General features: G+C 73.6%; 32 protein-coding genes. 17 read left to right on the top strand and 15 right to left on the bottom strand.

The window, feature by feature from the left end; translation table 11 throughout:
- Positions 1–4 precede the first annotated feature (4 nt).
- Complete coding sequence (locus ACIA5A_RS22230; protein WP_396765410.1) at positions 5–424, bottom strand: hypothetical protein; 420 nt, start codon at positions 422–424, stop codon at positions 5–7.
- A 118-nt stretch (positions 425–542) separates the two neighbouring features.
- Between ACIA5A_RS22230 and ACIA5A_RS22235 the strand changes: the two genes are divergently transcribed.
- Genes ACIA5A_RS22235 through ACIA5A_RS22245 form a run of 3 tightly spaced genes read left to right on the top strand, consistent with a single transcriptional unit; the run spans position 543 to position 1,710 of the window.
- Complete coding sequence (locus ACIA5A_RS22235; RefSeq protein ID WP_396765412.1) at positions 543–821, top strand: DUF6158 family protein; 279 nt, start codon at positions 543–545, stop codon at positions 819–821.
- Positions 821–1,138: an SRPBCC family protein gene (locus tag ACIA5A_RS22240; protein WP_396765415.1), complete on the top strand. Its 318-nt coding sequence runs from the start codon at positions 821–823 to the stop codon at positions 1,136–1,138. The genes ACIA5A_RS22235 and ACIA5A_RS22240 overlap by 1 nt, the downstream gene beginning before the upstream one ends.
- Positions 1,139–1,149: 11 nt before the next feature.
- Positions 1,150–1,710 carry a DUF1360 domain-containing protein gene (locus ACIA5A_RS22245; RefSeq protein WP_396765418.1) on the top strand — a complete coding sequence of 187 codons (561 nt, stop codon included), beginning with the start codon at positions 1,150–1,152 and terminating at the stop codon, positions 1,708–1,710.
- A gap of 57 nt (positions 1,711–1,767) precedes the next feature.
- Here ACIA5A_RS22245 and ACIA5A_RS22250 read toward each other — a convergent pair whose 3' ends face one another.
- The 3 genes from ACIA5A_RS22250 to ACIA5A_RS22260 are packed head-to-tail and all read right to left on the bottom strand — an operon-like array spanning position 1,768 to position 3,369.
- On the bottom strand, positions 1,768–1,971 hold the full coding sequence (locus tag ACIA5A_RS22250) for a hypothetical protein (protein ID WP_396765420.1): 204 nt from the start codon (positions 1,969–1,971) through the stop codon (positions 1,768–1,770).
- 25 nt (positions 1,972–1,996) lie between these two features.
- Positions 1,997–2,230 carry a hypothetical protein gene (locus tag ACIA5A_RS22255; protein ID WP_396765422.1) on the bottom strand — a complete coding sequence of 78 codons (234 nt, stop codon included), beginning with the start codon at positions 2,228–2,230 and terminating at the stop codon, positions 1,997–1,999.
- Between the two features lie 41 nt (positions 2,231–2,271).
- Positions 2,272–3,369, bottom strand: coding sequence for a 3-deoxy-7-phosphoheptulonate synthase (locus ACIA5A_RS22260; RefSeq protein WP_396765501.1), 1,098 nt, complete (start codon positions 3,367–3,369; stop codon positions 2,272–2,274).
- 252 nt (positions 3,370–3,621) lie between these two features.
- Here ACIA5A_RS22260 and ACIA5A_RS22265 point away from each other — a divergent pair, with 252 nt between their 5' ends.
- A complete protein-coding gene (locus tag ACIA5A_RS22265) occupies positions 3,622–3,837 on the top strand; it encodes a hypothetical protein (RefSeq protein ID WP_396765424.1) in 216 nt (71 codons plus the stop codon).
- On the opposite strand, the gene ACIA5A_RS22270 is transcribed toward ACIA5A_RS22265, so the two are convergent.
- Positions 3,812–4,522 carry a phosphodiesterase gene (locus tag ACIA5A_RS22270; protein WP_396765427.1) on the bottom strand — a complete coding sequence of 237 codons (711 nt, stop codon included), beginning with the start codon at positions 4,520–4,522 and terminating at the stop codon, positions 3,812–3,814. The genes ACIA5A_RS22265 and ACIA5A_RS22270 overlap by 26 nt on opposite strands.
- Positions 4,523–4,604: 82 nt before the next feature.
- On the opposite strand from ACIA5A_RS22270, the gene ACIA5A_RS22275 reads away from it, so the two are divergent.
- The 7 genes from ACIA5A_RS22275 (at position 4,605) to ACIA5A_RS22305 (ending at position 12,218) form a co-directional block, all read left to right on the top strand.
- Positions 4,605–5,897 (top strand): M16 family metallopeptidase, encoded by a 1,293-nt coding sequence (locus tag ACIA5A_RS22275; RefSeq protein WP_396765430.1) that lies wholly within the window; start codon positions 4,605–4,607, stop codon positions 5,895–5,897.
- On the top strand, positions 5,894–7,237 hold the full coding sequence (locus ACIA5A_RS22280; protein WP_396765433.1) for a M16 family metallopeptidase: 1,344 nt from the start codon (positions 5,894–5,896) through the stop codon (positions 7,235–7,237). The genes ACIA5A_RS22275 and ACIA5A_RS22280 overlap by 4 nt, the downstream gene beginning before the upstream one ends.
- Before the next feature lie 100 nt (positions 7,238–7,337).
- Positions 7,338–8,360 carry an aspartate-semialdehyde dehydrogenase gene (locus tag ACIA5A_RS22285; RefSeq protein ID WP_396765436.1) on the top strand — a complete coding sequence of 341 codons (1,023 nt, stop codon included), beginning with the start codon at positions 7,338–7,340 and terminating at the stop codon, positions 8,358–8,360.
- A 127-nt stretch (positions 8,361–8,487) separates the two neighbouring features.
- A complete protein-coding gene (locus ACIA5A_RS22290; protein WP_396765439.1) occupies positions 8,488–9,141 on the top strand; it encodes a TMEM175 family protein in 654 nt (217 codons plus the stop codon).
- 68 nt (positions 9,142–9,209) lie between these two features.
- The gene (locus ACIA5A_RS22295; protein ID WP_181569943.1) at positions 9,210–9,626 is read left to right on the top strand and encodes a CBS domain-containing protein; all 417 of its coding nucleotides are present in this window, start codon (positions 9,210–9,212) and stop codon (positions 9,624–9,626) included.
- Between the two features lie 160 nt (positions 9,627–9,786).
- Positions 9,787–10,158 (top strand): SCP2 sterol-binding domain-containing protein, encoded by a 372-nt coding sequence (locus ACIA5A_RS22300; protein WP_396765442.1) that lies wholly within the window; start codon positions 9,787–9,789, stop codon positions 10,156–10,158.
- Positions 10,158–12,218 carry a glycogen debranching N-terminal domain-containing protein gene (locus tag ACIA5A_RS22305; RefSeq protein ID WP_396765445.1) on the top strand — a complete coding sequence of 687 codons (2,061 nt, stop codon included), beginning with the start codon at positions 10,158–10,160 and terminating at the stop codon, positions 12,216–12,218. Before ACIA5A_RS22300 ends, ACIA5A_RS22305 begins: the two co-directional genes overlap by 1 nt.
- A gap of 10 nt (positions 12,219–12,228) precedes the next feature.
- Here ACIA5A_RS22305 and ACIA5A_RS22310 read toward each other — a convergent pair whose 3' ends face one another.
- Together ACIA5A_RS22310 and ACIA5A_RS22315 are read right to left on the bottom strand one after the other, a co-directional pair.
- Positions 12,229–12,621: a VOC family protein gene (locus ACIA5A_RS22310; RefSeq protein WP_396765448.1), complete on the bottom strand. Its 393-nt coding sequence runs from the start codon at positions 12,619–12,621 to the stop codon at positions 12,229–12,231.
- A gap of 9 nt (positions 12,622–12,630) precedes the next feature.
- Entirely contained in the window at positions 12,631–13,290 is a 660-nt protein-coding gene (locus ACIA5A_RS22315; RefSeq protein ID WP_396765451.1) for an alpha/beta hydrolase, read from the bottom strand.
- Positions 13,291–13,389: 99 nt separating this feature from the next.
- Between ACIA5A_RS22315 and ACIA5A_RS22320 the strand changes: the two genes are divergently transcribed.
- Positions 13,390–14,142: a lysophospholipid acyltransferase family protein gene (locus tag ACIA5A_RS22320; RefSeq protein ID WP_396765454.1), complete on the top strand. Its 753-nt coding sequence runs from the start codon at positions 13,390–13,392 to the stop codon at positions 14,140–14,142.
- Positions 14,143–14,462: 320 nt separating this feature from the next.
- Here ACIA5A_RS22320 and ACIA5A_RS22325 read toward each other — a convergent pair whose 3' ends face one another.
- Entirely contained in the window at positions 14,463–15,593 is a 1,131-nt protein-coding gene (locus tag ACIA5A_RS22325; RefSeq protein WP_396765457.1) for an aldo/keto reductase, read from the bottom strand.
- Between ACIA5A_RS22325 and ACIA5A_RS22330 the strand changes: the two genes are divergently transcribed.
- A complete protein-coding gene (locus ACIA5A_RS22330) occupies positions 15,571–16,197 on the top strand; it encodes a TetR/AcrR family transcriptional regulator (RefSeq protein WP_396765504.1) in 627 nt (208 codons plus the stop codon). The two genes, ACIA5A_RS22325 and ACIA5A_RS22330, sit on opposite strands and share 23 nt — an antisense overlap.
- Here ACIA5A_RS22330 and ACIA5A_RS22335 read toward each other — a convergent pair.
- The 5 genes from ACIA5A_RS22335 to ACIA5A_RS22355 all read right to left on the bottom strand — a co-directional run bounded on the left by ACIA5A_RS22335 (position 16,116) and on the right by ACIA5A_RS22355 (position 20,990).
- Positions 16,116–16,859, bottom strand: coding sequence for a hypothetical protein (locus ACIA5A_RS22335; protein ID WP_396765459.1), 744 nt, complete (start codon positions 16,857–16,859; stop codon positions 16,116–16,118). The two genes, ACIA5A_RS22330 and ACIA5A_RS22335, sit on opposite strands and share 82 nt — an antisense overlap.
- A gap of 74 nt (positions 16,860–16,933) precedes the next feature.
- Positions 16,934–17,650, bottom strand: coding sequence for a response regulator (locus ACIA5A_RS22340; RefSeq protein WP_396765462.1), 717 nt, complete (start codon positions 17,648–17,650; stop codon positions 16,934–16,936).
- A complete protein-coding gene (locus ACIA5A_RS22345) occupies positions 17,620–18,756 on the bottom strand; it encodes a hypothetical protein (RefSeq protein ID WP_396765507.1) in 1,137 nt (378 codons plus the stop codon). The genes ACIA5A_RS22340 and ACIA5A_RS22345 overlap by 31 nt, the downstream gene beginning before the upstream one ends.
- A 43-nt stretch (positions 18,757–18,799) precedes the next feature.
- Complete coding sequence (locus tag ACIA5A_RS22350; RefSeq protein ID WP_396765465.1) at positions 18,800–19,972, bottom strand: ATP-binding protein; 1,173 nt, start codon at positions 19,970–19,972, stop codon at positions 18,800–18,802.
- A gap of 166 nt (positions 19,973–20,138) precedes the next feature.
- Positions 20,139–20,990 (bottom strand): alpha/beta fold hydrolase, encoded by an 852-nt coding sequence (locus ACIA5A_RS22355; protein ID WP_396765468.1) that lies wholly within the window; start codon positions 20,988–20,990, stop codon positions 20,139–20,141.
- Positions 20,991–21,197: 207 nt separating this feature from the next.
- Between ACIA5A_RS22355 and ACIA5A_RS22360 the strand changes: the two genes are divergently transcribed.
- The gene (locus ACIA5A_RS22360) at positions 21,198–21,593 is read left to right on the top strand and encodes a TIGR03618 family F420-dependent PPOX class oxidoreductase (protein ID WP_396765471.1); all 396 of its coding nucleotides are present in this window, start codon (positions 21,198–21,200) and stop codon (positions 21,591–21,593) included.
- Here the strand turns inward: ACIA5A_RS22360 and ACIA5A_RS22365 are convergent.
- Entirely contained in the window at positions 21,520–22,509 is a 990-nt protein-coding gene (locus tag ACIA5A_RS22365) for a phytanoyl-CoA dioxygenase family protein (protein ID WP_396765474.1), read from the bottom strand. The genes ACIA5A_RS22360 and ACIA5A_RS22365 overlap by 74 nt on opposite strands.
- Before the next feature lie 93 nt (positions 22,510–22,602).
- Here ACIA5A_RS22365 and ACIA5A_RS22370 point away from each other — a divergent pair, with 93 nt between their 5' ends.
- Positions 22,603–23,187: a hypothetical protein gene (locus tag ACIA5A_RS22370; RefSeq protein WP_396765477.1), complete on the top strand. Its 585-nt coding sequence runs from the start codon at positions 22,603–22,605 to the stop codon at positions 23,185–23,187.
- Here the strand turns inward: ACIA5A_RS22370 and ACIA5A_RS22375 are convergent.
- Positions 23,154–23,741, bottom strand: a complete 588-nt coding sequence (locus ACIA5A_RS22375) for a GNAT family N-acetyltransferase (RefSeq protein WP_396765480.1) — start codon at positions 23,739–23,741, stop codon at positions 23,154–23,156. The two genes, ACIA5A_RS22370 and ACIA5A_RS22375, sit on opposite strands and share 34 nt — an antisense overlap.
- Before the next feature lie 70 nt (positions 23,742–23,811).
- Here ACIA5A_RS22375 and ACIA5A_RS22380 point away from each other — a divergent pair, with 70 nt between their 5' ends.
- Both ACIA5A_RS22380 and ACIA5A_RS22385 read left to right on the top strand, forming a co-directional pair.
- Positions 23,812–24,063, top strand: a complete 252-nt coding sequence (locus ACIA5A_RS22380; RefSeq protein ID WP_396765483.1) for a hypothetical protein — start codon at positions 23,812–23,814, stop codon at positions 24,061–24,063.
- Positions 24,064–24,368: 305 nt separating this feature from the next.
- A complete protein-coding gene (locus tag ACIA5A_RS22385) occupies positions 24,369–25,475 on the top strand; it encodes an MrcB family domain-containing protein (RefSeq protein ID WP_396765486.1) in 1,107 nt (368 codons plus the stop codon).
- Positions 25,476–25,590: the final 115 nt, after the last annotated feature.

The following is a 25,590-nucleotide window of genomic DNA, read 5'->3' on the forward strand; positions in this document are numbered from 1 at the left end:
GGCCTCAGCCGGGATAGTCGCCGGGCCGGGCGCCCGGATTGGCGTTCAACCAGGAAAGATAGCGGTTGTACGCGGCCAACTCGCCGTCGTCCGCCCCGTCGGCAGGCGCCGCCGGGGTCCGGGCGACGCGCACCGGCCGGCGTACCGCGGGAGTCTCGGCGACCGGCGCGTCGCCGGCGGTCGCCGACGGCGCCGGACCGGCCGGCTCCCCGCGCTCGGCCCGCAGGGCCTGCCGCACCTCGCGCCACCACACGAAGACCACGAAGCCGGCGAAGACCGGCCACTCGATCGCGTAGCCGAAGCTGAGCGCGTTGCCCCCGGCCGCCCGGGTCACCTGCCACCAGCCCAGCCCGAGGAAGGCCACCACCAGCACGACCATGGCCACGTGGCGCACGATCCACGCCGGTGTCCGGAGCCGCTGCATGCCGTCGAGGGTACCGGGGCCGCCGGCCGTCTCCGACACGGCGTCGTAGTGCGTGGGGTTTGGTGGCATCCCGGTTGGGCATCCGTCTAGTCGCCAGCCCGAACGAGACGAGGGGGCGATGATGACCGAATCGGTACGCCCGGACACCAGCCCGGAGCAGCGCGTCACCGAGTGGGACGGCGACGGCGGGATGATCGGGGTCGACCCCGTCGAACTCGCCGACGAGGACCTGATCCGGGAGATGCGGAGCCTGCACCGGACCCGGCTGGACACGCTGCGGCACGCCACCGACTCCGCGCTCGCCAACCACCTGCGCCGCACCGCCGAGCTGGAGACCGAATACCTGGCCCGGCACCCCGGCCGCGAGGTCGACCCGCACCGGCTGCGGGACGCCTGATGGCCAGCCACGCCGAGCGCGGCATGTCCGCGCCGCCCGAGGTGGTGTTCAACACCGCCACCGACCCGGACCGCTCCGCCGCCTGGCTGCCCGAGAAGCTTCGCGGCTCCCGCGCCTGCCGGGTGGAGGTGCTCGACGCCGACGACATGCGGGCCCGGTGGAGCAGCGCCGACTGGTCCGCCGAGATCGACGTGGAACCGGCCGACGCCGGCGGCGCCCGGGTCCGGCTGGACCTGGCCGGCCCCGATCACGGGCTGGCCGACGAGATCCTGACCAACCTCGACCGCGAGGTGGCCGACAACCTGACCGCCGGTTGAGCCCGGCCGCCATGACGACGAGGGAGGCCGGGTTGACCGGGAGTGGCCTGAAGCAGAAGGTGGCGCGGTTGCGCCAGGCGTACGCGCCGCACGAGCACCGACCGCTGGAGGGCTACCTGAAGGCGATGGGCACCTACGCCGGCGTGACCGCCGCGCTGGTCGGGGTGGTCCGGGCGACCGGCCGTCCGGTGCCGGAGCGGCCCTCGCCCGGCGACGTGGTGCTGCTCTCGATCGCCACGCACAAGCTGAGCCGGCTGATCTCCAAGGACGCGATCACCAGCCCGCTGCGGGCGCCGTTCACCCGCTACGACCACCCGATCGGCAGCGGCGAGGTGATGGAGCAGGTCCGCGACGAGGGCAGCCCCACCCGGCACGCGCTCGGCGAGCTGGTGAGCTGCCCGTTCTGTCTGGCGGTGTGGGTGGCCACCGGGCTCACCGGTGGCCTGGTGCTGGCGCCCCGGCTGACCCGGCTGGTGGCCACCGCGCTGACCGCGGTCGCCGCGTCCGACTTCCTCCAGATGGGCTACGCGGTGGCCCAGCGGGCCGCCGAGGGCGGGCACCGCGAGGAGTGAGCACCGACGGATCGGGGCCGGCGCGTGCGCGCCGGCCCCGATCGTTCGTCAGCGGGATCAGGTCGGGGTGGTGCCGTGGTCCTCGCCGGCCCAGCCGCGCGACGTCTCCGGCTCCCGGTCGTCCTCCCCGGTGATGATGTCCCGGTCCACCGCGGTGCGGTCGTGCTCGTTGGCGAAGTCGGGCTCGGGCAGCGTGTCCACGCCCTCCGGGGGCTGGCCGAGCGCCGGCAGGCGCTCGTGCTCGGTCTCGCGGTCGGTCATGTGCGTCCTCTCGTCGGCGGGGTGCTCAGGCGACCGAGCCGCCCAGCAGGTCGGCCACCTCGTCCACCGCGTACTCGCCCTGGGGGAGCGCGGCGATCCGGGTGAGCAGCTCCGCCGGCAGTTCCGCGGCCACCGCCCGGCGGTAGATGTCGGTCTGACTGATCCGCTCCTGGCCGTGGTAGAGGTCGTCGAGCAGGTCGTCGAGCGGCCTGGTGTCCGGCTGCTCGGTCACGGGCGCGTCATCGGTCACGCCGACCACCTACCCGGCGCCGAACCGGTCAAACGCCACCCCGACGGCGCTCAGGCGGGGGTGGGCAGCGCGGCGCGGCGGGCGCGGACCGCCTGGGCCAGGTGGTCGAGCACCTCGTCGGTGGTGTCCCAGCCGATGCAGGCGTCGGTGACCGACCTGCCGTACTCCAGCTCCCGAGTCGGGTCCAGATCCTGCCGGCCGGCACGCAGGAAGCTCTCCAACATGATCCCCACGATGCCGCGCTGCCCGGCGGCGAGCTGCCCGGCCACGTCCGCGGCGACCCGCGGCTGGTTGCGGTGGTCCTTGCCGCTGTTGGCGTGGCTGGCGTCGACCACCACCCGCTCGGGCAGGCCGGCGGCGCGCAGCAGGTCCAGCGCCCCGGCCACCGACTCCGCGTCGTAGTTGGGCCGGCCGCCTCCGCCGCGCAGCACCAGGTGACCGTCCGCGTTGCCCCGGGTGTGCATGATCGCCGGGATGCCGGAGACGTCGATGCCGGGGAAGACGTGCGGCACGCCGGCCGCGCGGATCGCGTCGACGGCGGTGGCGATGCTGCCGTCGGGGCGGTTCTTCATGCCGATCGGCATGGACAGGCCGGAGGCGAGCTGCCGGTGCACCTGGCTCTCCACGGTCCGGGCGCCGATCGCGCCCCAGGCCACCGTGTCGGCGATGTACTGCGGGGTGATCGGGTCGAGGAACTCGCAACCCACCGGCAGGCCCAGCCGCAGCACGTCGAGCAGGAGCGCCCGCGCGGTCCGCAGGCCGGTGTTGACGTCACCGGAGCCGTCCAGCGCCGGGTCGTTGATCAGGCCCTTCCACCCCACCGTCGAGCGCGGCTTCTCGAAGTAGACGCGCATCACCACGAGCAGGTCGTCGGCGACCCGGTCGGCGGCCTCGCGCAGCCGTCCCGCGTACTCCAGCGCGGCCGCCGGGTCGTGCACCGAGCACGGGCCGACCACCACGAGCAGGCGGTCGTCGGCGCGGTCCAGCACCCGACCGACCGCGCGCCGGCCGGCCACGACGGCCTCGGCGAGCGACGCGTCGAGCGGCAGGTGGTGGTGCAGCAGGGCCGGGGTGGTCAACGGCACGACGCGGTCGATCCGCTGGTCGATGACCCGGCGGGCGTCCGGGGACGTGGTCACGGTGGGGATCCTTCCGCCGACCGCGCCCCGGGGCCGGCGCCCAGGGAGTCGAGCCGGCTGCTCGCATGCGAAAGGGCAGGGAACCATCCCTGCCCGGCCGGCTCGAAGAGGAAGTGACGTCAGCTCACGGTCGAGTCACCGGCTCCTCCAGCCGGCTGCCTAAACCATCGATACGAACGCGTCACGCCGGCAAGCGTACCCGACGCGCCCGGGAACGCCCGGACCGTTCCGCGAAGCGGGACGCGGGGTATGAGGACGCCCATGAGCCACGACCAGAGCGACCAGGACCGGATCTCCTCCCGCGCCCACCTGCTGCCCGAGGAGGCGGCGGCGGGCAGCGACGACCCGCAGGCGCAGGCCGACGCGATCCTCGCCGAATCGGACCTGCGGGAGGAGGACCGCAACGCCGCCCCGGACACCGTGCTGGAGCACCGCACCTCGGCCGAGACCGTCAACCCCGTCGAGCCGCCCGACTGAGCGCCACGCCCCGGCCCCGCCGCGACCCTCGATATCCGGCGTCGCGGAGCCGGGCCAGCGGGCCGGCCAGCCGCAGCCCCGGCGGCACGTTGCCGATCGGGTCGAAGGCCAGCGCGGCGTCCTCCCGGGCGCCGTGCCGGCCGGTCAGCCGCACCTCCCCGAACGGCCGCCACGGACCCACCGCCGAGGCCACCGCGAGCACCAGCCGGGGCTCGTCGCCGGCCACCGCCGCGTCTGCCTCGTCAAGCGTGCGACCCAGGTCGGGGGAGTCCGGGTCGGCCAGCGCGGCCAGGAACAGCCGCCGCGACCCGGCCCGGAACGACATGATCGAGGTGTACGTCCCGGTGAGGCGCCGCCGGGGCAGCGGCAGGTTCCGCAGCACCGGCGCCGCGCCGCTGGAACTGACCAGCAGGTCCACCGGCGGCTCCGGGTCCCGGTGCAGCCGGACCGCCACGCCCAGCACGTCCGGCCAGCCGGCCGGCGTCGGCACGCCCCTGGACAGCCGGACCGTGCCCGGCCAGCGGCCGGGGTCGTCCAGCAGCGGCACGCCTGTCGGCGGTCCCGGCGTACCCCAGATCAGCACGTCGGCGGCGAACACGCGGCCGGCGGGATGCAGCAGTCGGGCGTGCCGGAGCCGGGCCAGCGCGGCGGCGGCCCGCTCGACGGCGGACGGTGCGGGGGTCATGTCCCGGTGGGTACCCCGTCCCGCGGCGACGACGCGGAGCGCGTGTCCCCTTTCCGCCCACCGGATCGGATAGCGTCGTGCCATGCCCGACAGCGGTTTCCCCTGGCCGATCGAGACGACCCGACTGGACAACGGCCTGCGCGTGGTGGTGAGCGAGGACCGCACCGCGCCGGCCGTGGCGGTCAACCTCTGGTACGACGTGGGTTCCCGCCACGAACCGGCGGGCCAGACCGGCTTCGCCCACCTCTTCGAGCACCTGATGTTCGAGGGTTCGGTGAACGTGGCGAAGACCGAGCACATGAAACTGATCCAGGGCGCCGGCGGCTCGCTCAACGCGACCACCAACCCGGACCGGACCAACTACTTCGAGACCGTCCCGGCCGAGCACCTGGAGCTGGCGCTCTGGCTGGAGGCCGACCGGATGGGCGGCCTGGTGCCGGCGCTGACCCAGGAGACGCTGGACAACCAGCGCGACGTGGTCAAGAACGAGCGGCGGCAGCGCTACGAGAACGTCCCCTACGGCGACGCCTGGCTGCGGTTGCTGCCGCTGCTCTACCCGCCCGGCCACCCCTACCACCACGCCACGATCGGGTCGATGGCCGACCTGAACGCCGCCGACCTGGCCACCTTCCAGGCGTTCCACACCACCTACTACGCGCCGAACAACGCGGTGCTCACGGTGGTCGGCGACACCACCGCGGCCGAGGTGTTCGCGCTCGCCGACAAATACTTCGGCGGGCTCGCCGCGCGGGCCGACATCCCGGCCGCCCCGGACGGGCGTACGGTGCCGGCGACCGGACGGCCCGCGGTGGAGACGGTCACCGCCGACGTGCCCGCCCCCCGCGTCTACCTCGCGCACCGCACCCACCCGTTCGGCGACCCGGGGTACGACGTGACCACGGTGCTCGCCACCGTGCTCGGCAGCGGCCGGGGCAGCCGGCTCTACCAGCGGCTCGCCGACGGCGAGCGGATCGCCCAGCCGGACCTGGTCGGCGCGTACGGGGTCGACCTGGCGCACGCCCCGGCCCCGCTGATCGCCACCGCCACCGCCCGCCCCGGCGTGACCGCCGACCGGCTGCGCGACGGGCTGGCCGAGGTGGTCGACGAGCTGGCCACCGTGCCGGTGACCGCCGCCGAGCTGGACCGCGCCAAGGCGCTGCTGAGCACCATGTGGTGGCGGCAGATGTCCACGGTGGACGGCCGCGCGGACACGCTCGGCCGCTACGCCACCCAGTTCGGCGACCCGGCCACCGCCGCCGACCGGTTGCCCGCCTGGCTGGCCGTCACCGCCGAGCAGATCGCCGAGCAGGCCGCCGAGCTGTTCGGCGCCGACGACCGGGTGACCCTGACCTACCTGCCCGAGGAGACCTCATGACGCTGATCGCCACCCGACCCGGTCCCGGCGCCGCCCGCGCCTACCGGTTCCCCCAGGTGGTCCGGCGGACGGTCGCCGGTGGGCAGGTCGTCGCCGCGCACCTGCCCGGGCAGAACCTCGCCGTCGCGCTGCTGCTGCTCGACGGCGGCGCCGGCCGCGAGCCGGTCGGCAAGGAGGGGCTCGGCGCGGTGCTGGCCAAGGCGCTGGAGGAGGGCACCGCGCAGCGGGACGCCACCGCGTACGCGCTGGCCATCGAGGCGCTCGGCACCGAGCTGGTGGCCGGGCTCGACTGGGACTCGTTCCAGGTCAGCGTGCAGGTGCCGGTGGGTCGGCTGAGCGCCGCGGTGGAGCTGATGGCCGAGGCGGTCCGCACGCCGCGTCTCGACCCGGCCGACGTGCTGCGGGTCCGCGACGACGAGGCGACCGCGCTGCGGATGGACTGGGCCAACCCGGGCCCGCGCGCCGACGCGGTGCTGCGGGCCGACCTGTTCGGCGCCGAGCACCGGTGGGGGCGGCCGCTCTACGGCGACCCGGAGAGCGTGGCCGCGCTGGAGTCCGACGACGTCACCGTCTTCCACTCCGAGTGGTTCATCCGCCCCGGCACCCTCGTCGTCGCCGGCGACCTGGACCGCATCGACCTGGACGCGCTCGGCGCGACGGCGTTCGCCGGCACCGGCGGCGGGCCGGTCGACCGGGGCGGCCCGATCGAGGTGCCGCTCGCCGACCGGCGGCGGATCCTCCTGGTGGACCGGCCCGGCTCGGTGCAGTCCACGCTGCGGCTCGGCCACCCGTCGCCGCACCGCGCGCACCCCGACCACGTGCCGATGACGCTCGCCGGCACGGTGCTCGGCGGCGCGTTCACCTCCCGCCTCAACCACCTGATCCGCGAGGTGCGCGGCTACACGTACGGCATCCGTGGCGACTTCGCCTCGTCCCGGCGGTTCGGCAGGTTCGCGGTCAGCTCCGGCGTGCAGACCGCGGTGACCGCGCCGGCGCTCGTCGAGTCGGTGGGTGAGGTGACGCGCACCCGGGAGACCGGGGTGACCGAGGAGGAGCTGGAGGTGGCCCGCTCGTGGCGGGCCGGCCAGCTCTCGGTCGAGTTGCAGAGCCCCCGGGCGATCGCCTCGGCGCTGACCACGCTCGTGGTGCACGACCTGCCGGACGACTACCACGCCCGGCTGCGCGAGGCGCTGCTCGCGGCCACCGTCGAGGAGGTCTCCGCGGCGGCCGCGGCGCACCTGCACCCGGAGGCGTTGACGCTCGTCGTGGAGGGGGACGCGGCGGTGATCCGGGACGAGTTGGTGGCCGCCGGTCTCGGCGAGCTGGTCGACCAGGCGTGACCGGCGGGGGCGGCGGGCGGAGATGTGATTCCCGTCGCCCCGGCCCGCGCGCTGGGAAAGGCTTCCCGCCCACCCGGCCGGGCTGGGTAGCCTCGCGGGCATGAGGATCGGCATTGTGGGTGCCACCGGCCAGGTCGGTGGCGTGATGCGGCAGGTGCTGGCGGAGCGCGACTTCCCGGCGGAGCAGGTGCGGTTGTTCGCCTCGGCGCGGTCGGCCGGGCGCACCCTGCCCTGGCGCGACGGCGAGGTGACAGTCGAGGACGCGGCCACCGCGGACTACCGCGGCCTGGACATCGTGCTCTTCTCGGCCGGCAAGGGCACCGCGAAGGAGCTGGCCCCCCGCGTCGCCGAGGCAGGCGCCGTGGTGATCGACAACTCGTCGGCGTTCCGGATGGACCCCGAGGTGCCGCTGGTGGTCGCCGAGGTCAACCCGGAGGCGATCACCGACCGGCCCCGGGGCATCGTGGCCAACCCCAACTGCACCACGATGGCCGCCATGCCGGTGCTGCGCCCGCTGCACGCCGAGGCCGAGCTGGTCGGCCTCGTGGTCGCCACCTACCAGGCGGTCTCCGGCGCCGGCCTGTCCGGCGTGGCCGAGCTGGACGAGCAGGTCCGCAAGGTCGCCGAGGACGCGAGCGCGCTCGCGTTCGACGGCTCGGCGGTCCAGTTCCCGGCCCCCCGCCAGTTCGCCCGCCCGATCGCGTTCAACGTGCTCCCGCTGGCCGGCTCGATCGTCGACGACGGCTCCGACGAGACCGACGAGGAGCAGAAGCTGCGCAACGAGAGCCGCAAGATCCTCGGCATCCCCGGGCTCAAGGTCTCCGGCACCTGCGTGCGGGTGCCGGTGTTCACCGGCCACTCGTTGCAGATCAACGCCCGGTTCGCCCGGCCGGTCGACCCGGCCCGAGCCCGCGAGCTGCTCGCCGACGCGCCCGGGGTGGCGCTCAGCGACGTGCCCACCCCGCTCGAGGCGGCCGGCCAGGACCCGACCTACGTGGGGCGGATCCGGGCCGACGAGACCGTCGAGCACGGACTGGCGCTGTTCTGCGCAAACGACAACCTGCGCAAGGGCGCGGCGCTCAACGCCGTGCAGCTCGCCGAGCTGGTCGCCGCCGGGCGCTGACCCGGTCGTACCACCGCGGGGGTGTCCGGGACACGGACGCCCCCGCAGCGGGTATACCGGCCCGGTCGCCGGCGGCCCGCGCCGGCGGGCGGGGGGAACGATGGCGGCCGGACGGGGCACGGAGAACGTGGACGAGGTCGAAACCGGGCTGCGCTCGGACACGGCCCGGGCGATCGGCTTCAGCGACGCGGTCTTCGCCATCGTCGTCACGCTGCTGGTGCTCGACCTGCGGGTGCCCGAGGTGGCGCCCGGTGGGCTGCTGCGCGCGTTGCTCGACCAGTGGCCGGTCTATCTCGCCTACGTCACGTCCTACCTGTACGTGGCGGTCAACTGGCTGAACCACAAGGGGACGTTCCACCGGGTCCGCTGCGCCGATCGGGGTCTGCACTGGGCGAACCTCGGGGTGTTGTTCAGCGTGGCGCTGCTGCCGTTCGTCACCGCGCTCGTCTCCCGCGCGGTGGAGAAGGGCGACGCCTACGACGAGCGGGTCGCGGTCTCCGCGTACGCGGTGGTCGGTGTGGTCCTCTCGGCGGCCTGGCTCTGGCTCTACCACTACCTGAGTCGGCACCCCGAACTGCTCCAGGCGGGCGTGACCTCACGGTTCTTCGAGGCCGAACGGATCCGGGCGGCGCTCGGCGTGGTCGCGTACGCGATCGCCGGTCTGGTGGGCTGGGTGAACGTGCCGACGGCGCTGGTGGTGCTCCTGCTGCTGCCGCTCTTCTACGGCCTGTCCAGCAACGGCACCTACGACCTGCGCCGTCGGGTGCGCCGTCGCCGGTGAGCCGGCCTCGCGTTACCCCGCCGCGGGGGGCGGGTAGACGGCGGTGCCGACACCGAGAGGGGAGCACCATGACAACGGTCGGAGAGTTCATGACGACCCGGTTGGTGACGATGGACGGCAACGACACGCTCGCCGCGGCGGCCCAGGAGATGCGCGACAGCGCCATCGGCGACGTGGTGGTGACCGACGGCGACAACGTGGTCGGCATCGTCACGGACCGGGACATCACGGTCCGGGGTGTGGCCGAGGACCGGAACCCCGCCACCACCCGCCTCAACGAGATCACCAGCAAGGACGTGGTGACGGTCAGCCAGAACGACGACGCGGTCGCCGCCGCCGACCTGATGCGCACCTACGCGGTCCGGCGGCTCCCGGTGACCGAGGACGGCCGGCTGATCGGCCTCGTCTCGATGGGTGACCTGGCGGTCGAGCGGGAACCCCAGTCGGTGCTCGCGGACATCAGCGCCGACGACCCCAACAACTGACCGCCCGCCGCGGTGACGCCGGCCCCCGGTTCGGGGGTCGGCGTCTCGCGTCCTCCGGCCGCCGCGACCTCACCCGATCCGGGCGAGGTTGACCCGGGACCCGGCGGGGACCCGTGCTGTCGACGGAAGGCCGCTGGTAGCGCGGGAGGAGTCACCTTCGATGGTGGACACGGCCACGAGATTCTTCGAGGAGCTGGACCGGCGGGGCTTCGAGCCGCTGCTGGTCAAGACCGCCGGAACCCTCCGGTTCGACCTGCACGAGGGGGCCCAGACCAATCACTGGCTGCTGGAGATCGACCGGGGCAACCTGCGGGTCCGGCAGGAGGACGGCGAGGCGGACACCGTGGTCGGCACCGACCCCCGGCTCTTCGGCGCGCTCGTCGACGGCGAGGAGAACGCCATCGCGGCGCTGCTGCGCGGCGACATGACAGTCGTCGGTGACCTGCGGCTCGTGCTCCAGATCGAACGCGTCTTCCCCGGTCCGCCGGACTCCCGCGGGCCGCACCACGCCTTTGCCAGGAGGGCCGCCTGATGGCCGGAAGCAACACCGTCCGGATCCTGGACGGCAACACGTTCGTGGTCTCCGAGGACACCGGTGACATCGAGGCCACGCCGAGCGAGCCGACGGGTCTCTTCTCGCTCGACACGCGATACCTGTCGAAGTGGGTGCTCACCGTCAACGGCGAGCGGCTCAACGCGCTCTCCTACGACGACCTGCAGTACTACGAGGCCCGGTTCTTCCTGGTGCCCGGCATGGCCACGCACTACGTGGACGCCAAGCTGTCGATCATCCGGGAGCGGGTGGTGGGGGGCAGCTTCCGGGAGACGCTGACCATCCTCAACCACGACGAGAAGCCCGTCGACCTGGAGATCCGGATGGACGCCGGCTCCGACTTCGCGGACCTCTTCCAGGTCAAGGACGAGATCCTCAACAAGAAGGGCGAGCTGTACGCCGAGGCGGAACCGGACCGGCTGCGGCTGGGCTACCGTCGGGGGAACTTCAAGCGGGAGACGGTGATCTCGGCGAACCAGCCGGCCCGCTACGACAACCGGGGCTTCGCCTGGAGCATCCACCTGGAGCCGAACGAGCAGTGGGACGCCCTGGTCGACGTGCAGACGTTCGCCATCGGGCCCGGCGGGCGCGACCTGCGGATCGGGTTGCGGGCGCACGGCACCGAGCGGCTCGCGCTCGAACACGACCTCCAGGAGTGGGTCGACAAGGCCCCCAAGGTCAACAGCGAGCACGGCCGGGTCGCCGCGACCTACCGGCGGAGCCTGGTCGACCTCGCCGCGCTGCGCTTCTCGCCGCTGTCGCTGGGCGGGCAGACGCTGCCCGCGGCCGGGCTGCCCTGGTTCATGACCATGTTCGGCCGGGACAGCATCCTCACCTGCCTGCAGGTGCTGCCGTTCGCGCCGGAGATGTCGAAGACCACACTGCGCATCCTCGGCGCCCTGCAGGGCACCCGCTTCGACGACTTCCGCGACGAGGACCCGGGCCGGATCCTGCACGAGATGCGCTACGGCGAGACCGCCGCGTTCGAGGAGCAACCGCACTCGCCCTACTACGGCTCGGTGGACGCGACGCCGCTCTTCGTGGTGCTGCTCGACGAGTACGAGCGGTGGAGCGGCGACGTGGCGCTGGTCAAGGAGCTGGAACGGGAGTGCCGTGCGGCGCTGAAGTGGATCGACGACTACGCCGACCTGGTCGGCAACGGCTACATCTGGTACGAGCGGCGCAACACCGAGAACGGCCTGGAGAACCAGTGCTGGAAGGACTCCTGGGACTCCGTCTCGTACGCCGACGGCTCGCTGCCGCCGTTCCCGCGCGCCAGTTGCGAGGTGCAGGGGTACGCGTACGACGCGAAGGTGCGGGCCGCCCGGCTGGCCCGGGAGTTCTGGGGCGACCCCGCGTACGCCGACCAGCTCGAACGGGAGGCGGCGGAGCTGAAGGAGCGGTTCAACCGCGATTGGTGGGTCGAGGACGGGGGCTTCTACGCGCTGGCGCTCGACCCGCAGGGGCGCAAGTGTGACGTGCTCAGCTCCAACATCGGCCACCTGCTGTGGAGCGGCATCGTCGACGACGAGCGGGCGCCGCGGATCGCCGAGCACCTGGTGGGACCGCGGCTCTGGTCCGGCTGGGGGGTGCGCACGCTGGCCGAGGGCGAGATCCGCTACAACCCGATCGGCTACCACAACGGCGCGATCTGGCCGTTCGACAACTCGTTCATCGCCTGGGGCCTGCGCCGGTACGGCTTCGCCGAGGAGGCGGCCACCGTGGCCAACGGCATCCTGGACGCGGCCACCTACTTCGACGGCCGGCTGCCCGAGGCGTTCGGCGGCTACCAGCGGGAGCTGACCAAGTTCCCGGTGGAGTATCCGACCGCGTGCAGCCCGCAGGCCTGGTCGACGGGCGCGCCGTTGCTGCTGATCCGGACCATGCTGGGGCTGGAGCCGCACGAGGGCCACCTGGCGGTGGACCCGCGGCTGCCGGTGGGCATGGGACGGATCGAGGTGTTGGACATCCCGGGACGGTGGGGCCGGGTGGACGCGTTCGCCCGGGGCCGGCTGGACCTGCACAACCTCGCCGGCTGACCCGGACGGGTCAGTGGCCGGCCGTCGGCTCGGCGGCGTGCGCCTCGTGCGGGGGCAGCAGGCAGAACTCGTTGCCCTCCGGGTCGGCCAGCACGGTCCACCGGGGCAGCTCGCGGACCACCGTCGCGCCCGCCTCCAGCACCGCGGCCCGCTCCTCGGCGTCACCGACCAGGTCCAGGTGGATCCGGCCGGGCGCGGGCAGGTCACCGGCCGGGCTGATCCACAGGTCCGGCCGCCGCCCGTGCGGGTCGCGCAGCAGCACCGCCTCGGTCGGCCCGAGCGTACGGTCGGCGAGCTTCGCCCGGTCCTCGTCGACGAGCGGGAGCCCGCTGACCGCGCTCCAGAACGGGGCGAGCAGGTAGGGGTCGCGGCAGTGGATGACGATCGCGGCGAGGTCGGGCATGCCTCGAACCTAGTGGGCGGGGACCGCCGGCAGGACGGTGTCCAGGAACGCGGCGGCGACCGCGCGCAGGTCGGGGCGGGCCAGGTCGAGCGCGTGCCCGCCGTGGGTGAGCCAGAGGTTCGTCGGGTGGCCGGCGGCGAGCAGCCGGCCGGTCAGCTCGACCGCCTGGGCGGCCGGCACCGGGACGTCGTCGCGCCCCTGCACGAGCAGCACCGGCACGCCGGAGCCGAGGTGACCGGCGACGGCGGCGTCGGCGGTGGCCGGGTCACCGGCGGTCGGCGGGTGCCCGAGCAGGTCGGCCCACGGGTCGTCGCCCGCCGGCCGGCGGCGGCGCTGCTCCGGGTCGAGCGGGTCGAGCGGCGCCCAGTAGGCCAGCACGCCCGCCACGTCACCCGGCCGGTCCACCCCGCGCAGCGCCAGGTGCAGGGCGAGCATCCCGCCGGCCGAGTCGCCGCCGACCAGCAGCGGAAGCCCACCCGCCTCGGCCCGGGCGGCCCGCGCGGCGGCGCGTACGTCGTCGAGCTGCGCCGGCCAGCGCGCCTCGTGCGAGAACCGGTAGCGTGCGGCGACCACCCGCAGGCCGAGCGACGCGAGCGCGGAGCCGTCCTCGTCGGAGCGGGCCCGCCATCCGCCGCCGTGGATCCAGAGCAGCACGCCGCGTTCCGTCATCGGCCCATGGTGGCCGACGCCGACCCGCCCGACGACCCCGGTCTGCTCAGGGCAGAGCGTACCTACGCCCGGGTAACCTACTCGGGGTAAAGTTGGCGGATGCCGGAACTCGTGTACCCGCCCGTGATCACCGCCGCCAAGACGATGTTCCGCGCTCTCGACCTGCGCCTGGACGTGCGGGGCAGCGAACACGTGCCCGCCACCGGCGGCGCGGTCCTCGCCTCCAACCACGTGAGCTACCTCGACTTCATCTTCTGCGGCTACGGCGCGCATGCGTCCCGGCGGCTGGTCCGGTTCATGGCCAAGGAGAGCGTCTTCCGGCACCGCGTCTCCGGCCCGCTGATGCGCGGCATGAAGCACATCCCGGTCAACCGCGCCGCCGGCGCCGGCTCGTACGCCGCCGCGGTCGCCGCGCTGCGCCGGGGCGAGGTGGTCGGCGTCTTCCCGGAGGCGACGATCAGCCGCTCCCTCACCGTCAAGGACCTCAAGAACGGCGCGGCCCGGATGGCCCAGGAGGCCGCGGTGCCACTGCTGCCGGTGGCGCTGTGGGGCACGCAGCGGCTGTGGACCAAGGGGCGCCCGCGCACCCTGACCCGCCGGCACACCCCGATCACCATCCTGGTGGGCGAGCCGATGGACCCGGCCGCCTACCCGGACGCCAACGCGCTGACCGCCGAGCTGCGCACCCGGCTGTCCGCGCTCGTCGACCGCGCCCAGCGGGACTACCCGGAGCAGCCGGCCGGCCCGGACGACGCCTGGTGGCAGCCGGCCCACCTGGGCGGCTCCGCGCCCACCCCGGAGCAGGCCGTCGAGCTGGACCGCTCGGACCGCCGCTCCCGCAGCACCTCCTGAGCGGGCCGCCGCCCGTCCCGCTCCTTCCGTCCTCGTCTTCGCGGCTCCCGTGCGGAAGGTGGTCCAGGCCGCCTACAAACTTGATGGCGTGGATGGATCGCATGTCGGCCGACGACGGGCATCAGCGAGGTCGAGCCAGGCACGACGGCACCGGCCAGGAGCAGCGAGCGAGTCAATCTCGCCATCAAGTTCCGGTCTCTTACGAGTGCACTGCCGGGTAGCGCCACCGGCGACCGCCGGCGTACGCCACCCTCGGCCGCGCCCGCGAGCGCTGCCCGCTACGGGTGAGGCGGCGGGCCGTTCGAGGGCGGAGCGCGGGATCACGCCGCGTGATGCTGGCCGTCGACCGGGGGAGTCACGGTGCGTCGGCTGATGTCGGCCAGGCGGGCCGTTGCCGGCTCGGGCAGGTCGTACGCCAGACCGGCGAGGTTCGCGGCCAGCTGATCGGCGGACCGCGGGCCGATGATCACCGAGGTGACCCGCGGCTGTCTGGCGAGCCAGGCCAGCGCGACGGTCGGCGCGGTCGTCCCCAGCTCGGCCGCGACGGCCGCGACGGTGTCGGCGATGTCGAAGTGGCGTTCGGCGAGCAGGCCATCCACGAACGCGCGTGCCATGGGGCTGGGCACCGCGACCCACTGGGCGAGTCGTGATCCCTCGGCCGGCGCGGTGCCTCGCTGGTAGCGCCCGGCGAGCAGGCCGCTGCCGAGTGGACTGTAGGCGAGGATGCCGAGCCCGTGTCGCTGGCAGGTGGGGACGATCTCGGCCTCAATGGCGCGCGTGATCAGCGAGTAGTTGGCCTGCAGGCTGACGAACGGCGTCCCGTTGGCGCGTTGCGCGGCCCACTGGGCCTCGACGATGCCGGCGGCGGTGAAGTTCGAGCAGCCCAGGTAGCGAACCTTGCCGGACCGTACGAAGTCGTCGAGCACCGCCATGGTTTCCTCGACGGGAGTGTCCGGGTCGGGGACATGACACTGGTAGAGGTCGATGTAGTCGGTGCCCAGCCGGCGCAGGCTCGCCTCCAGAGCTCGTGTCAGGTGGGTGCGGGACAGTCCTCGGTCGTTGGGTCCGTCGCCCTGCGGCACCGCCGCCTTGGTGGCGAGGACGACATCGGCGCGGCGGTGCGCGATGGCGCGGCCCACAACTTCTTCGCTGCTGCCGCCCCGGTAGGTGTCGGCGGTGTCGATGAGGTTATGACCGATGTCGAGGAACGCGTCGATGATCCGCCGAGCTTCGGGTTCCGGGGTCGGGGCCTGCGGATCGCTGCCGAAGTTCATCGTGCCCAGGCACACCCGGGAGACGCGGAGGCCGGATCTGCCCAACGTCGTGTGCGGCATTCCGCCCCCATACAATCGGAATCGTGATTCCGATTGAAGATACGGAACGCGGATTCCGTTTGTCAACGGCGTGCCGCCCGACCAGGCCGGCGTGATGCGTTCCGATGCCGCACGCAATCGCGCGAAGGTGCTCGCGGCGGCCGAGGCCGTGCTCGGCGAGCAGGGACCGGCGGCCCGGATAGACGAGGTCGCCCGTCGAGCCGGCGTCGGCGTCGGCACCGTCTACCGGCACTTCGCCACCAAGGAGGCCCTCTACGCGGCCATCGTCTCCGGCCGGGTCGAGCAGCTTCTGCAGGAGGCGGCCCGACTGCGGACGATCGCGGAGCCGCAGACCGCCTTCTTCACCTTCTTCACCAGGATCGTCGCGGACGCGGCAGCCAAGAAGGCCCTGACCGACGCTCTGCGGGGGGCGGGGGTCGACCTCAAGGCGGACCAGACCGACCAGCGCACCCGGATGCGCGAGGCGCTGGCGGAGTTCCTGCACGGCGCGCAGCGGGTAGGCGCCCTACGTTCCGACGTCGGCATGCCCGAGATCCTCGCCCTGCTGCGGGGCGCCAGCATGGCGGCCGAGACCGGCGAATACTCCGGCCCGGTCCTCGACCGAGCGGTCGCCATCCTCCTCGACGGCCTGCGGAGCGGTCAGCAGGCGGAGCCGGGCTGGTCCCGGGCCGGGAAATCGAGCCGCGGCCAGGTCGACGCCTCCGCCACCGGCCGGCGGTAGTAGTCGTCGCGGGACAGGAACTCCACCGGCAGCGAGCCGGGCAGCGTCACCGCGCCAAGCGTCGGGCCGGGGGAGGCGGCCACCCGGGTGGCGAGGGCGTCCCGCTCCGGCGGGGACAGGTCCACCAGGTCGGGGTGGGCCAGCCGGAACCCGGCCACCGAGCGGCGTACCTGCCGGGCCAGCGCGGTGACCAGGGCGACCGGGCCGGTGAGCGCGAGCGCCGGCTGCCGGATGGTGCGCAGCGCGTCGCAGACCACCCGCAGCTCCACCGCGTCGTCGCCGACCTCGGCCAGCTCCAGCCGGGACGGCCACTGCCAGCGGATCTGGCCGCTGACCAGGCGGGACAGCCGGGCCGGACGCCGGTGCCGGGCGTCGGTCGGGCCGTCCCGCCCGGGGATCAGGGTCAGCTCGGGACCGGTGCAGACGTAGGCCAGCCGCCGGTCGGTGACGGTGACCGACGCCGGGTCGGGCAGCGACCAGCAGCGGACGTCCTCGGTGGGACCGAGCAGGTGACCGGCGACCGACAGCCGGTGCTGGCCGAGCAGCCGCTCGCCCGGCTCGGGCACCAGCGCGTAGCGCCGGTCGAGCAGCGGACGGGTGGGGTCGTCGTCGGCGTCGAAGCGGTGTGGCCCGATGAAGAAGGGTGCGGCGTCCTCCGGCACGGTACGACCTCCCGGTGACGGTTGGCGGTACCGGTGAGCCTGGCGGATTCCTGGGGTGATTGTCATGACACCCGTTAGGGGGTCGGCCGGTCGGCCGACGCCTGCGACCGGTAGATGCCGATCTCTTCCGGTCGGACGAGGCCGTCCTCGATCGCCCGGGCGAGCAGGGCCGCCTTGGTGGCCGCCGGACGCCCCGCCCGGGTGTACTTGATCCGCGCCCGGTCCACGTACTGCTTGACGGTGTGCTCGCTGATCTGCATCCGGCGCGCCACCGACGCCTTCGACATCGACTGGAACCAGAGCAGCAGCGCCTCGCGCTCCTTGTCCGACAGGGCCGGCCGGTCCGGGCGGGCGTCACCGACCATCGCGCCGGCCAGCGCCGGCGGCACATACGGGCGGTCGCTCGCCGCCGCGAGCACGGTGCCCACGCAGTGCTCCCGCCCCTCGTGCTTGGCCAGGAACGCCACCGCGCCCGCGTCCAGGGCGGCCAGCATGGTCTGCGGGTCGGTGTGCTCGGAGTAGACCACCACCCGCCGCCCGGCCGCGCTCAGCTCGGCCAGCTTGTCGAGCACCATCCGCCCGTGCAGTCGCAGGTCCAGCAGCACCACCTCGGCGTCCGGCGCGGCCCGCAGCACCGCGTCCGGGTCGTCGCCGGTCGCCAGCACCCGCAGCCTCGGCTCGGTGGCCAGCCAGGCGCGCACCCCGTCGATTACCACCGGGTGGTCGTCGACGATCGCCACCCCGATCGGGTGCCCGGCGTTCACGTCCGCCGCCAGCGGGTCTGCGTCCATCTGATCTCCCCGTCCCGCTCGTCCCGCCACTGGACCGGACCCGCGCCGCCGGGCGGCGGCACCGGGTCGTCCGCGCCGTCGTGGTCCGGCGTCACCAGGCTGACCACCACCTCGTCCGGGCCGGCGACCACGGTCAGCCGGGCCCGGCCCCGGGCACCGGCCAGCGCGGCGGTGAGCGGGTCGGTCAATCCGCGTCGCACGTCGACAGGCAGCTCCGGCGGCGTGCCGACCGCGACCAGTTCGATCGGCAGACCGTTGCGCTCGGCCAGGTCCGCGGCGGCCCGCAACTCGTGCAGCAGCGGGTCGGGCACGTCGTCGGACTCGGCGATCAGCCGGCGCAGCCGGGCGGCGGCCAGCACCGCGCGCCGGCGTACCGCCGGGTCGGCGGGGTCGGCGTCGCCGTCCGCCAACGCGACCAGCACCTCCTCGGCGGTGCCGCTGACCAGGGCGAGCCGGGCCTGCCGCGCACGCTGGGCCCGCTCGGCGGCCTCCTGTTCCGCGGCCATCGCCGACCGGGCGGCGGCGGTGCCGGCCCGGTCCCGGGCCAGCGCGGTCAGCGCCGCCGCGCCGGCGAACACCGCCACCGGCAGGGTGGAGGTGCCGTAGACGTACATCGCGTAGCGGCTCAGGTCGGCCGGCGAGGTCGCGCCGTACAGCACCACCGCCACCAGCGCGATCGTCGCGTGTGCCGCGAGCACGACCAGCAGCCAGCGCACCGGCCGCTGCCAGAGGACCAGCAGCAGGAACCAGGCCAGCCCGCCCCACACCCAGTTCGCGGTGCTGAACAGGAACCGCTCGCCGACCGCCACGAAGACCGCCGCGTCGACCACCAGCAGCGCCGCGGCCAACCGCCGGGCCGGGGGCAGTCCACCGCGCAGCAGGCGTACGCCGGTGGCGACGCCGACCAGCGCGGTCACCAGCCAACCGACCGCCACCACCGCCGGGGCGGCCATCCCGGGCCCCGCCGCCAGCACCGCCGGCAGCCCGATCACCAGGTGCCAGGCCAGCGCGATGACGACCGCGACGAGCCGGGCGCCCCGGTCCGACGCGTCCGCCACGGCGTGCGCCTCCGGCGGCGCCCCGGCCTCCCGAACTCTCGTGGACATCCGGGGGAGCGGCACCCGCCGGGTGCTCACGGCCGTGGGGAACTCAGTCGCCATCCGACCACTCCAACCGGACCCGGGTGCCGGCGCCAGGGGCGGAGGTCACCACCGCCCGGCCGTCCACGGTGGCCATCCGGCCGTGGATCGACTCGCGCAGCCCGTACCGGTGGGGCGGGACCGTCGCCGGGTCGAAGCCGGGACCGTCGTCGACCACCTCGACCACGACGGCGCCGCCCTCACGGGCCAGGCGCAGCGCGGTGGTCGCGCCCGGCGCGTGCCGCGCCACGTTGGCCAGCGCGGCGGCGGCGCTGTCGGCGAGCGCCGCGGCGACCTCCGCCGGCACCCGGCACGGCGGCAGCGTCGCGGTCACCGGCACCTCCGGCAGCCCGGCGAGGACCGTGCGCAGCCGCTCGTCCAGCTCCGCCTCGCCGGTCGCGGTCCGCGCGCCGGCCAGCGCGCCGAGGGTACGCAGGTCCGCCGCGCACCGCTCGCGCAACGCCGCCGAGCCGCCGGGGACCGCGCCCAGGCCCACCATGGTCAGCGTGCCGAGGACGGTGTCGTGCAGGTCCCGGTTGTGCCGCCGTTCCGCCTCGCGCGCGGCGCGGGCCACCACCGCCTCGTGGGACATCCGCCGGAACTCGGTGAACGCGGCGTCGCCCCGGCCGATCCACCGGCGCATCACCGCGGTCATCACCGCCGTGCAGCCGGTCTGCACCAGCAACGTGCCGGTGTGCGCCCGCGCCTCGACCGGGTTGCCGGCCAGCGTGGCGCCTGTCGCGTAGGCGGCGGTGACCAGCAGGCCGGCCGGCACCGACCAGCGGGCCGGCGCGGTGGCCTGTGCGTTGATCACGGTGGTGCTGGCCAGCACCGCGACCCAGCTCGCCTCGCCGGGCAGCACCTCCGGCGCGACCAGCCAGCCGATGGCCAGCGCGGTGGCGGTGGTGAGCGCCACGTCGACGGCCACCAGCGTGCCGCCGACGCCGTGCCGGAACGCGCGGACCGCGTACCAGACGGACCAGGCGGTGAGCGTGACGACGGCCGGGACCAGCAGCGCCACCCGCACCGGGGGCGTTTGCACCGACAGGGCGACCACCGCGCCGACCAGACCGCAGGTGAGCCGGAGCAGCGCCGGCAGGGTGGTGAAGATCAGCGTGAACGCGCCGCCCGCGGGACGGTCCAGTGGGGACCGGGACAGGGACGTGGCGGCAGCCACCGGCATCGGGGAGGCGTCCTTCCGGCGGCGCGACCCGACCGGGTCCGCACGGCATAGATTGACGCCGGAGAATAACATACTTTGTCGGAACCGGTCACCCTCGGTGCGCGTCGCGTCGCTCGCCCGTGGTTCCTACCCTCCGGGCATGGTGCTGGGCGGGCAGTCCGGCTGGTCAAGGAAGACGGGGACTGGCGGATCTGCGACTGAGCCACTCCAGGGCCGCCTCCGCGTGCCGGAGCACGGAGATGTGCCCGTCGCTGGGGAACCGGCGCAACTCGGCCGACGGGCACCGGGCGGCCAACCACTCGGCGTGCGCCACCGGCGCGATGCCGTCCCGCTCGCCGTGCAGCAGCAGCACCGGCGGTGCGACGTCGGCCGGGTCGAAGCCCCACGGTCGGACGTAGGCCAGGTCGTCGTCGATCAGCGGGCCGGGACCGCGCTCGGCGGCCGGCCCGACCACACCGTCGAACCAGGACCACTCGGCGTGCAGCGCGGCCAGGTCGGCGTCGGTGAACTCGGGATCGTATTCCACGTCGGAGGTTTCGTGCGCCTCCTTGGCCGCCCGACCCGCGGCGGCGGCCCGCAGCGACGCCACCCCGGACGGCACCATGCCGGCGAACCAGTCCAGCCCGACCGCGCCGTAGGGCGCCAGCCCGGCGCCCACCACCACCGCGACCACCCGCTCCGGCAGCAGCGCGCCGCAGGCCAGGGCGTGCGGGCCGCCACCGGAGTGGCCCATCACCGCGATCCGGTCGAGGCCCAGCGCGTCGGCCACCGCGGCCACGTCGGACGCCGCCGAGGCGACGTCGCGACCCGGTGCGGGCGTCGAGCCGCCGTAACCGGGCCGGTCGTGCGACACCCAGCGCAGCCCGAGGCGGTCGGCGGCGGCGAACAGCGGCGCGGGCGGGGCGCCGACGTTCGGCGTGCCGTGCTGCCAGAGGACGGGCCGCCGGTCGGCCCCGCCGGTGTCGTAGACGTGCAGGGTGCGGCCGTCGGGCAGGCGCAGATCCGTCTCGGTCACCATGGGCGCAGACTAGCGGCGGCCGGTGACACTCCCGGCCGCCGTGCGTGCCTTTCGAGCTGATATCAGGTACGACTCGACGGGCGGGGCGGCCGTAGCCGCGTCGGCGGCGGATGCTCCACCACCTGCGTGCCCGGGGGTGGAACGTGATGGGTGTGCGCGGGGTCGAGACACTCGTGGGGCGGTGGGGGGATGTGGTGCACTCACCGGATGGCACCCCTTCCACCCGACGTCGAAGCGCGGCTCGTCCGGGAGCGGAACGTGTGGCTGTGCACGCTGCGCCCGGACGGCTCGCCGCACGTCACGCCGGTCTGGTTCGTCCACGCCGACGGCGTCTGGTGGGTCGGCTGCGAGGCCGGCAGCGTCAAGGCCCGCAACGTGGCGGCCGATCCGCGCGTCTCCCTGGCGCTGGAGGACGGCGACCGACCGGTCGTCGCGGAGGGCGACGCCCGCCTGCACCACGCCGACTTCCCCGCCGCCGTGGTGCGGGCCTTCGCCGACAAGTACGACGGATGGGACATCCGTCAGCCGGTCACGCCGGACGGTGGCCGGGTGCTGCTGGAGATCCCGGTGCGGCGGTGGCTGCTCGCCGGCGCCGCGCGCTGACGCCTCGGACCTGCCAGGGCGTCAGATCCAGGTGCGGGTAACGCTGCGCCACGCCGGCGACGGTCTCAGCGGTCCAGTAGGGATGGCCCGGCGGCGGGAAGCCGAACAGTCCGAGCTGCGCCGGGGTGGCCCGGCTCACGAAGCGGTACCAGGCGGGCTGGTGGCTCCGCTCGGCCCAGGCGTGCCGGTCGCCCCACTCCACGGCCGTCGGCCGGAAGCAGAGGTGCATGGTGTAGCGGGCGCCGCGGGGCGTGGTCATGCCGGTGCCCCGGTGGAACGTGCCGGGCTGGAACGCGACCACCGTGCCGGCCGGACCGGCGCCGGACACCTCCGCCTCGTAGAGCCGCGGGCTGCCGGTCGCCGCGACGAAGTCGCCGAACCGCTCGCCCACATCGGCACGGGGATACCAGTTCGGCCTCGCCGGCAGGTCCCGGGTGTGCCGGGTGGACAGCAGGTGGGGCGGGCCGAGCCCCTCGGGCACGTCGACCAGGTAGACGAACATCTCCACCTGCCGGTGCTCGGGGGCGTCCGTCGGCACCAGCAGCGTGTGGTTGAGGTAGTCGCGGTGCAACTCCTGGTCGTAGTCGGCCGCCCCGGTGAACTTCGCCCAGGACTCCGCCGAGGAGACCCGGAGATCGTCGGTACGGAGCAACGCGCGGGCCAGGCCCACCAGGCGGTCGCCCGTCGCCAGCAGGCTCAACTCGACGCTCTCGAACGGAAACCCCTGGATGCCGGCGAACTCGTCGCCGAGGTAGCGGTCCCGACGCGGATCCGTCCCGTCGTGGAAGCCCTCCGGCGACGGGAACATGCTCCCCAGCTCGTCGAGCGCCGGCGCGAGGTCGGTGGCTGGGAGGTAGCCGGGCAGGACGACGAACCCGTCGCTCTCCCAGGCGTCCCGGACGGCGTCGTCGGTCATCCGGGCAGTATCGCGACGGATCCACGCGCGTGCATCCGAATTGCGCGCCGCGCGTGGTAGACCGGTACGAGGGTTCCGACGGACGGGGGAGACATGGTGGAATCGCGCGCGTTCTGGCTCGACGAGCACTTCGACCGTGAGCACGGCACCGGCGGGCATGGTCGCTACGAGGCCGAGGTGCTCGGACGTACCGACGAATTCGCCGACACGTGGGGCGACATCGCGCCGGTCGCCTTCGCCGCGACCGCCTGGCGGATCGCCACCGAGCTGTCACCCGGCTACGTGCGTCGGCACCGGCGGATCGTGGCGGCGACCTGCGCACCGAGCCCCTGGGACGGCAGCCTGATCGGGGCCGTCACGGTGATCTCCCGGTGGCCCGCCGAACTCACCTGGACCCGGCAGTGGCAGCGCGACCGGGGGTGGCGGGACTGGCCCCTGTTGTTCGGCCGGTACACGACGCCGACCACACAGGACCTGACGCGCAGCCCGCACCTGCGCGCCCTGCTCCAGGTCGACGCGCCCGTCCCGCTCGGCGACCTGCCACCGGCGCCCGACGGGCCGGACGACGCGCTGGCGGCCACGGCACGGCGCGCGGTCGTCGTGCTCACCCGGGAACTCAACGACCTGCTCGGCCCGATGATCGGTCAACTGGAGGCCGGCGTCCCGGCCGACTCCTGATCGCCCGACCGCCGCCAGTCCCGCCGCAGCAGCCCGAAGACCCACGAGTCGGAGACCTCGCCGGCCACCACGCAGTCCTCCCGCAACGTGCCCTCCCGCACGAACCCGAGCTTCTCCAGCACCCGGGCGGACGCCACGTTGCGGGTGTCGGTCTCCGCCTGGACGCGGTTCAGGTCCAGCGTGGCGAACGCCCAGCCCAGCAGGGCGCGCGCGGCCTCCGTCGCGTACCCCTGGCCCCAGGCCGCGTCGTCGAAGCAGTAGCCCAGCGACGCGCTGCGGTACTCCGGGTTCCACCGGACCAGGCCGCACCAGCCGAGGAACGCCCCGTCGGAGAACCGGTCCACGGCCACCCGCGCCCCGGTGCCCTCCTCGGCCATCCGCCGGCACGCCGCGACGAACCGCGCGGCGCGTTCCGGGTCGCGCCACGGCGGCGAATCCCAGTAGCGCAGGATGCGGGCGCTGCTGTGCAACGCGAAGAGGACGCCCGCGTCGCTGTCGGCGAAGGGACGGAGCCGGAGGCGGGCGGTGCGCAGGGTGGGGGTGGGCAGCGGCATGGGCCCGATGATCCCGCTCGGCACGGGCGGCCGGTCAACCGGATATCCGGTGCTGAGCTAGCGTGGGGTGGTGGGCGAAGTTGTGGCGATCCTGCTGGTCGCCGGCTGCCTGGCGGGCGTCCTGGCGCTTCTCGCCTGGCTGGCGGCCCGGGTTCGTCGCCGAGGGGTCGGCGACAACGTGATGGGCCCGTTCGAGGAGATCTGGCATCCGGGCGCCCACCGATTCCACGCCGAGATCAAGGTGTACGAGGAACGCGTGGTGCCGCTGCCGTCCGCCGCGGATCCGAGGCGGCGCGGTCGAGGCGGAGGCATCTCCGGGTAGGGAGTGCGCCCGGCAGGATTCGAACCTGCGGCCTTGGGATTAGAAGTGGCATTCGCGTCCTGATCCCTAGTCTCCCTGGTTATCTCTAGCTGCGCAGTGGCCTTCTCCAGCCGCCTAGGTTTGCTCCCCATGCCTGCATTTCGCACCACGAGTAGCTCCATGGCTGATCGCTGCAAGTGCTGTGGCCCGTCAGTTCCGGCGATCACAGACAGTTGCCCAGAGTTGACCTCTGCTGCTTCGACGGCTGCAGTCGTGGCGGATACAAGGGGCGGGAGGCGTCGCACGAGTGCGGTAGAACGGTGCGTATGGCGACGGCATCGATGACGCTGGTGGACTATCTGCAGGCCGTAAGCACCGGCTATGACCCGGACGATGGGTTCGACACGCCGCAGCAGCAATTCTTGTCCCGTGCGCGTGAGTTGTTAGGCGGCTACGGTCCAAACGACTTCGTGATCAAGGCCAGTGGGGGTCAGTATCCCCTCGGAGCGACCGACACACCCTGGATAGGGTTCTTCGACCCGGACGAGTCGGTAACTCCGATGCGGGGCCTCTACGTGGTGTGGATCCTGCAGGCATCTCGTGAGGCGTGGACGCTGAGCGTCAACATGGGCACCGAGTTGCGAGCGAAGACGATGAAGAAAGCCGGCGAGCGAGAAGCTCAGGTGCTTGAGGCGCTGCGGGCCGAAGCCGCCGCGATCCGTGGCGGCTTGCCGGCGGAACTGACAAGCGGATGGGGCGCCGCGATGGACTTGCGGCGGCTCGGGGTGCGGCAGCGCCGCTACGAGGCCGGGACCATCATCGCGAAGACCTACCTGCTCGACGCCCTACCCGACGACAAGACCCTTGCTGCGGATCTCGATCACGCCTGTCTCGTGCTCACCGAGGCGACGCAAGTCAGAGATCGGTTTGCCATCGCCAACCCGGGAGCTATCTTCACCGGCAGCGCCGTGCACATCGACCCTAACGACCGAGACTTGCCATTCGACCCCGGCGCGGACGTGGCTACGACCATCAACCTGCCGAAGCGCTCCATCGAGCGAAAGCCACGGCACGAGGGCGGTCTAAGGCGATACGGAACCTGGTTGCAGGGCCGCGACTTCAAGTTGACCACCAAGGTCCACCCGCGCGACTTCGTCATCACCGTCCCCACCGCCTGGATCGGTGAGTACAAGGTCGTCTACGGTCGCGATGTCGCTCGCGCGACCCGAGAAGCCCATAGTCAACTCAAGGAATATCGACACTTCCTCTACGCTCCCGGCGCACCGCGACCGCAGCTGCTTGCGGTGTTCAGCGCACCCATCACCGACCGCCGCGTTGCCTGGCTCAACGCTGAGGACATCGCTGTGGTCTGGGATGAGGATGACCGCTGGCGGGGCTGCCCGCTTGCCAAGGCGGCCGGCCTTGGTCTTTAGCCGCCATAGCCGGGGCTGACGGGACTGCGTAGATTTCCGTGTTTGACCTGGGTGTGGTCCGTTGGACAGGACGTTGATCCTGTCCGGGAAGGACCACGTCATGGCAGACAAGAAG

It is taken from the genome of Micromonospora sp. NPDC051300 (assembly GCF_044455315.1).
Taxonomy (GTDB): Bacteria; Actinomycetota; Actinomycetes; order Mycobacteriales; family Micromonosporaceae; genus Micromonospora; species Micromonospora robiginosa.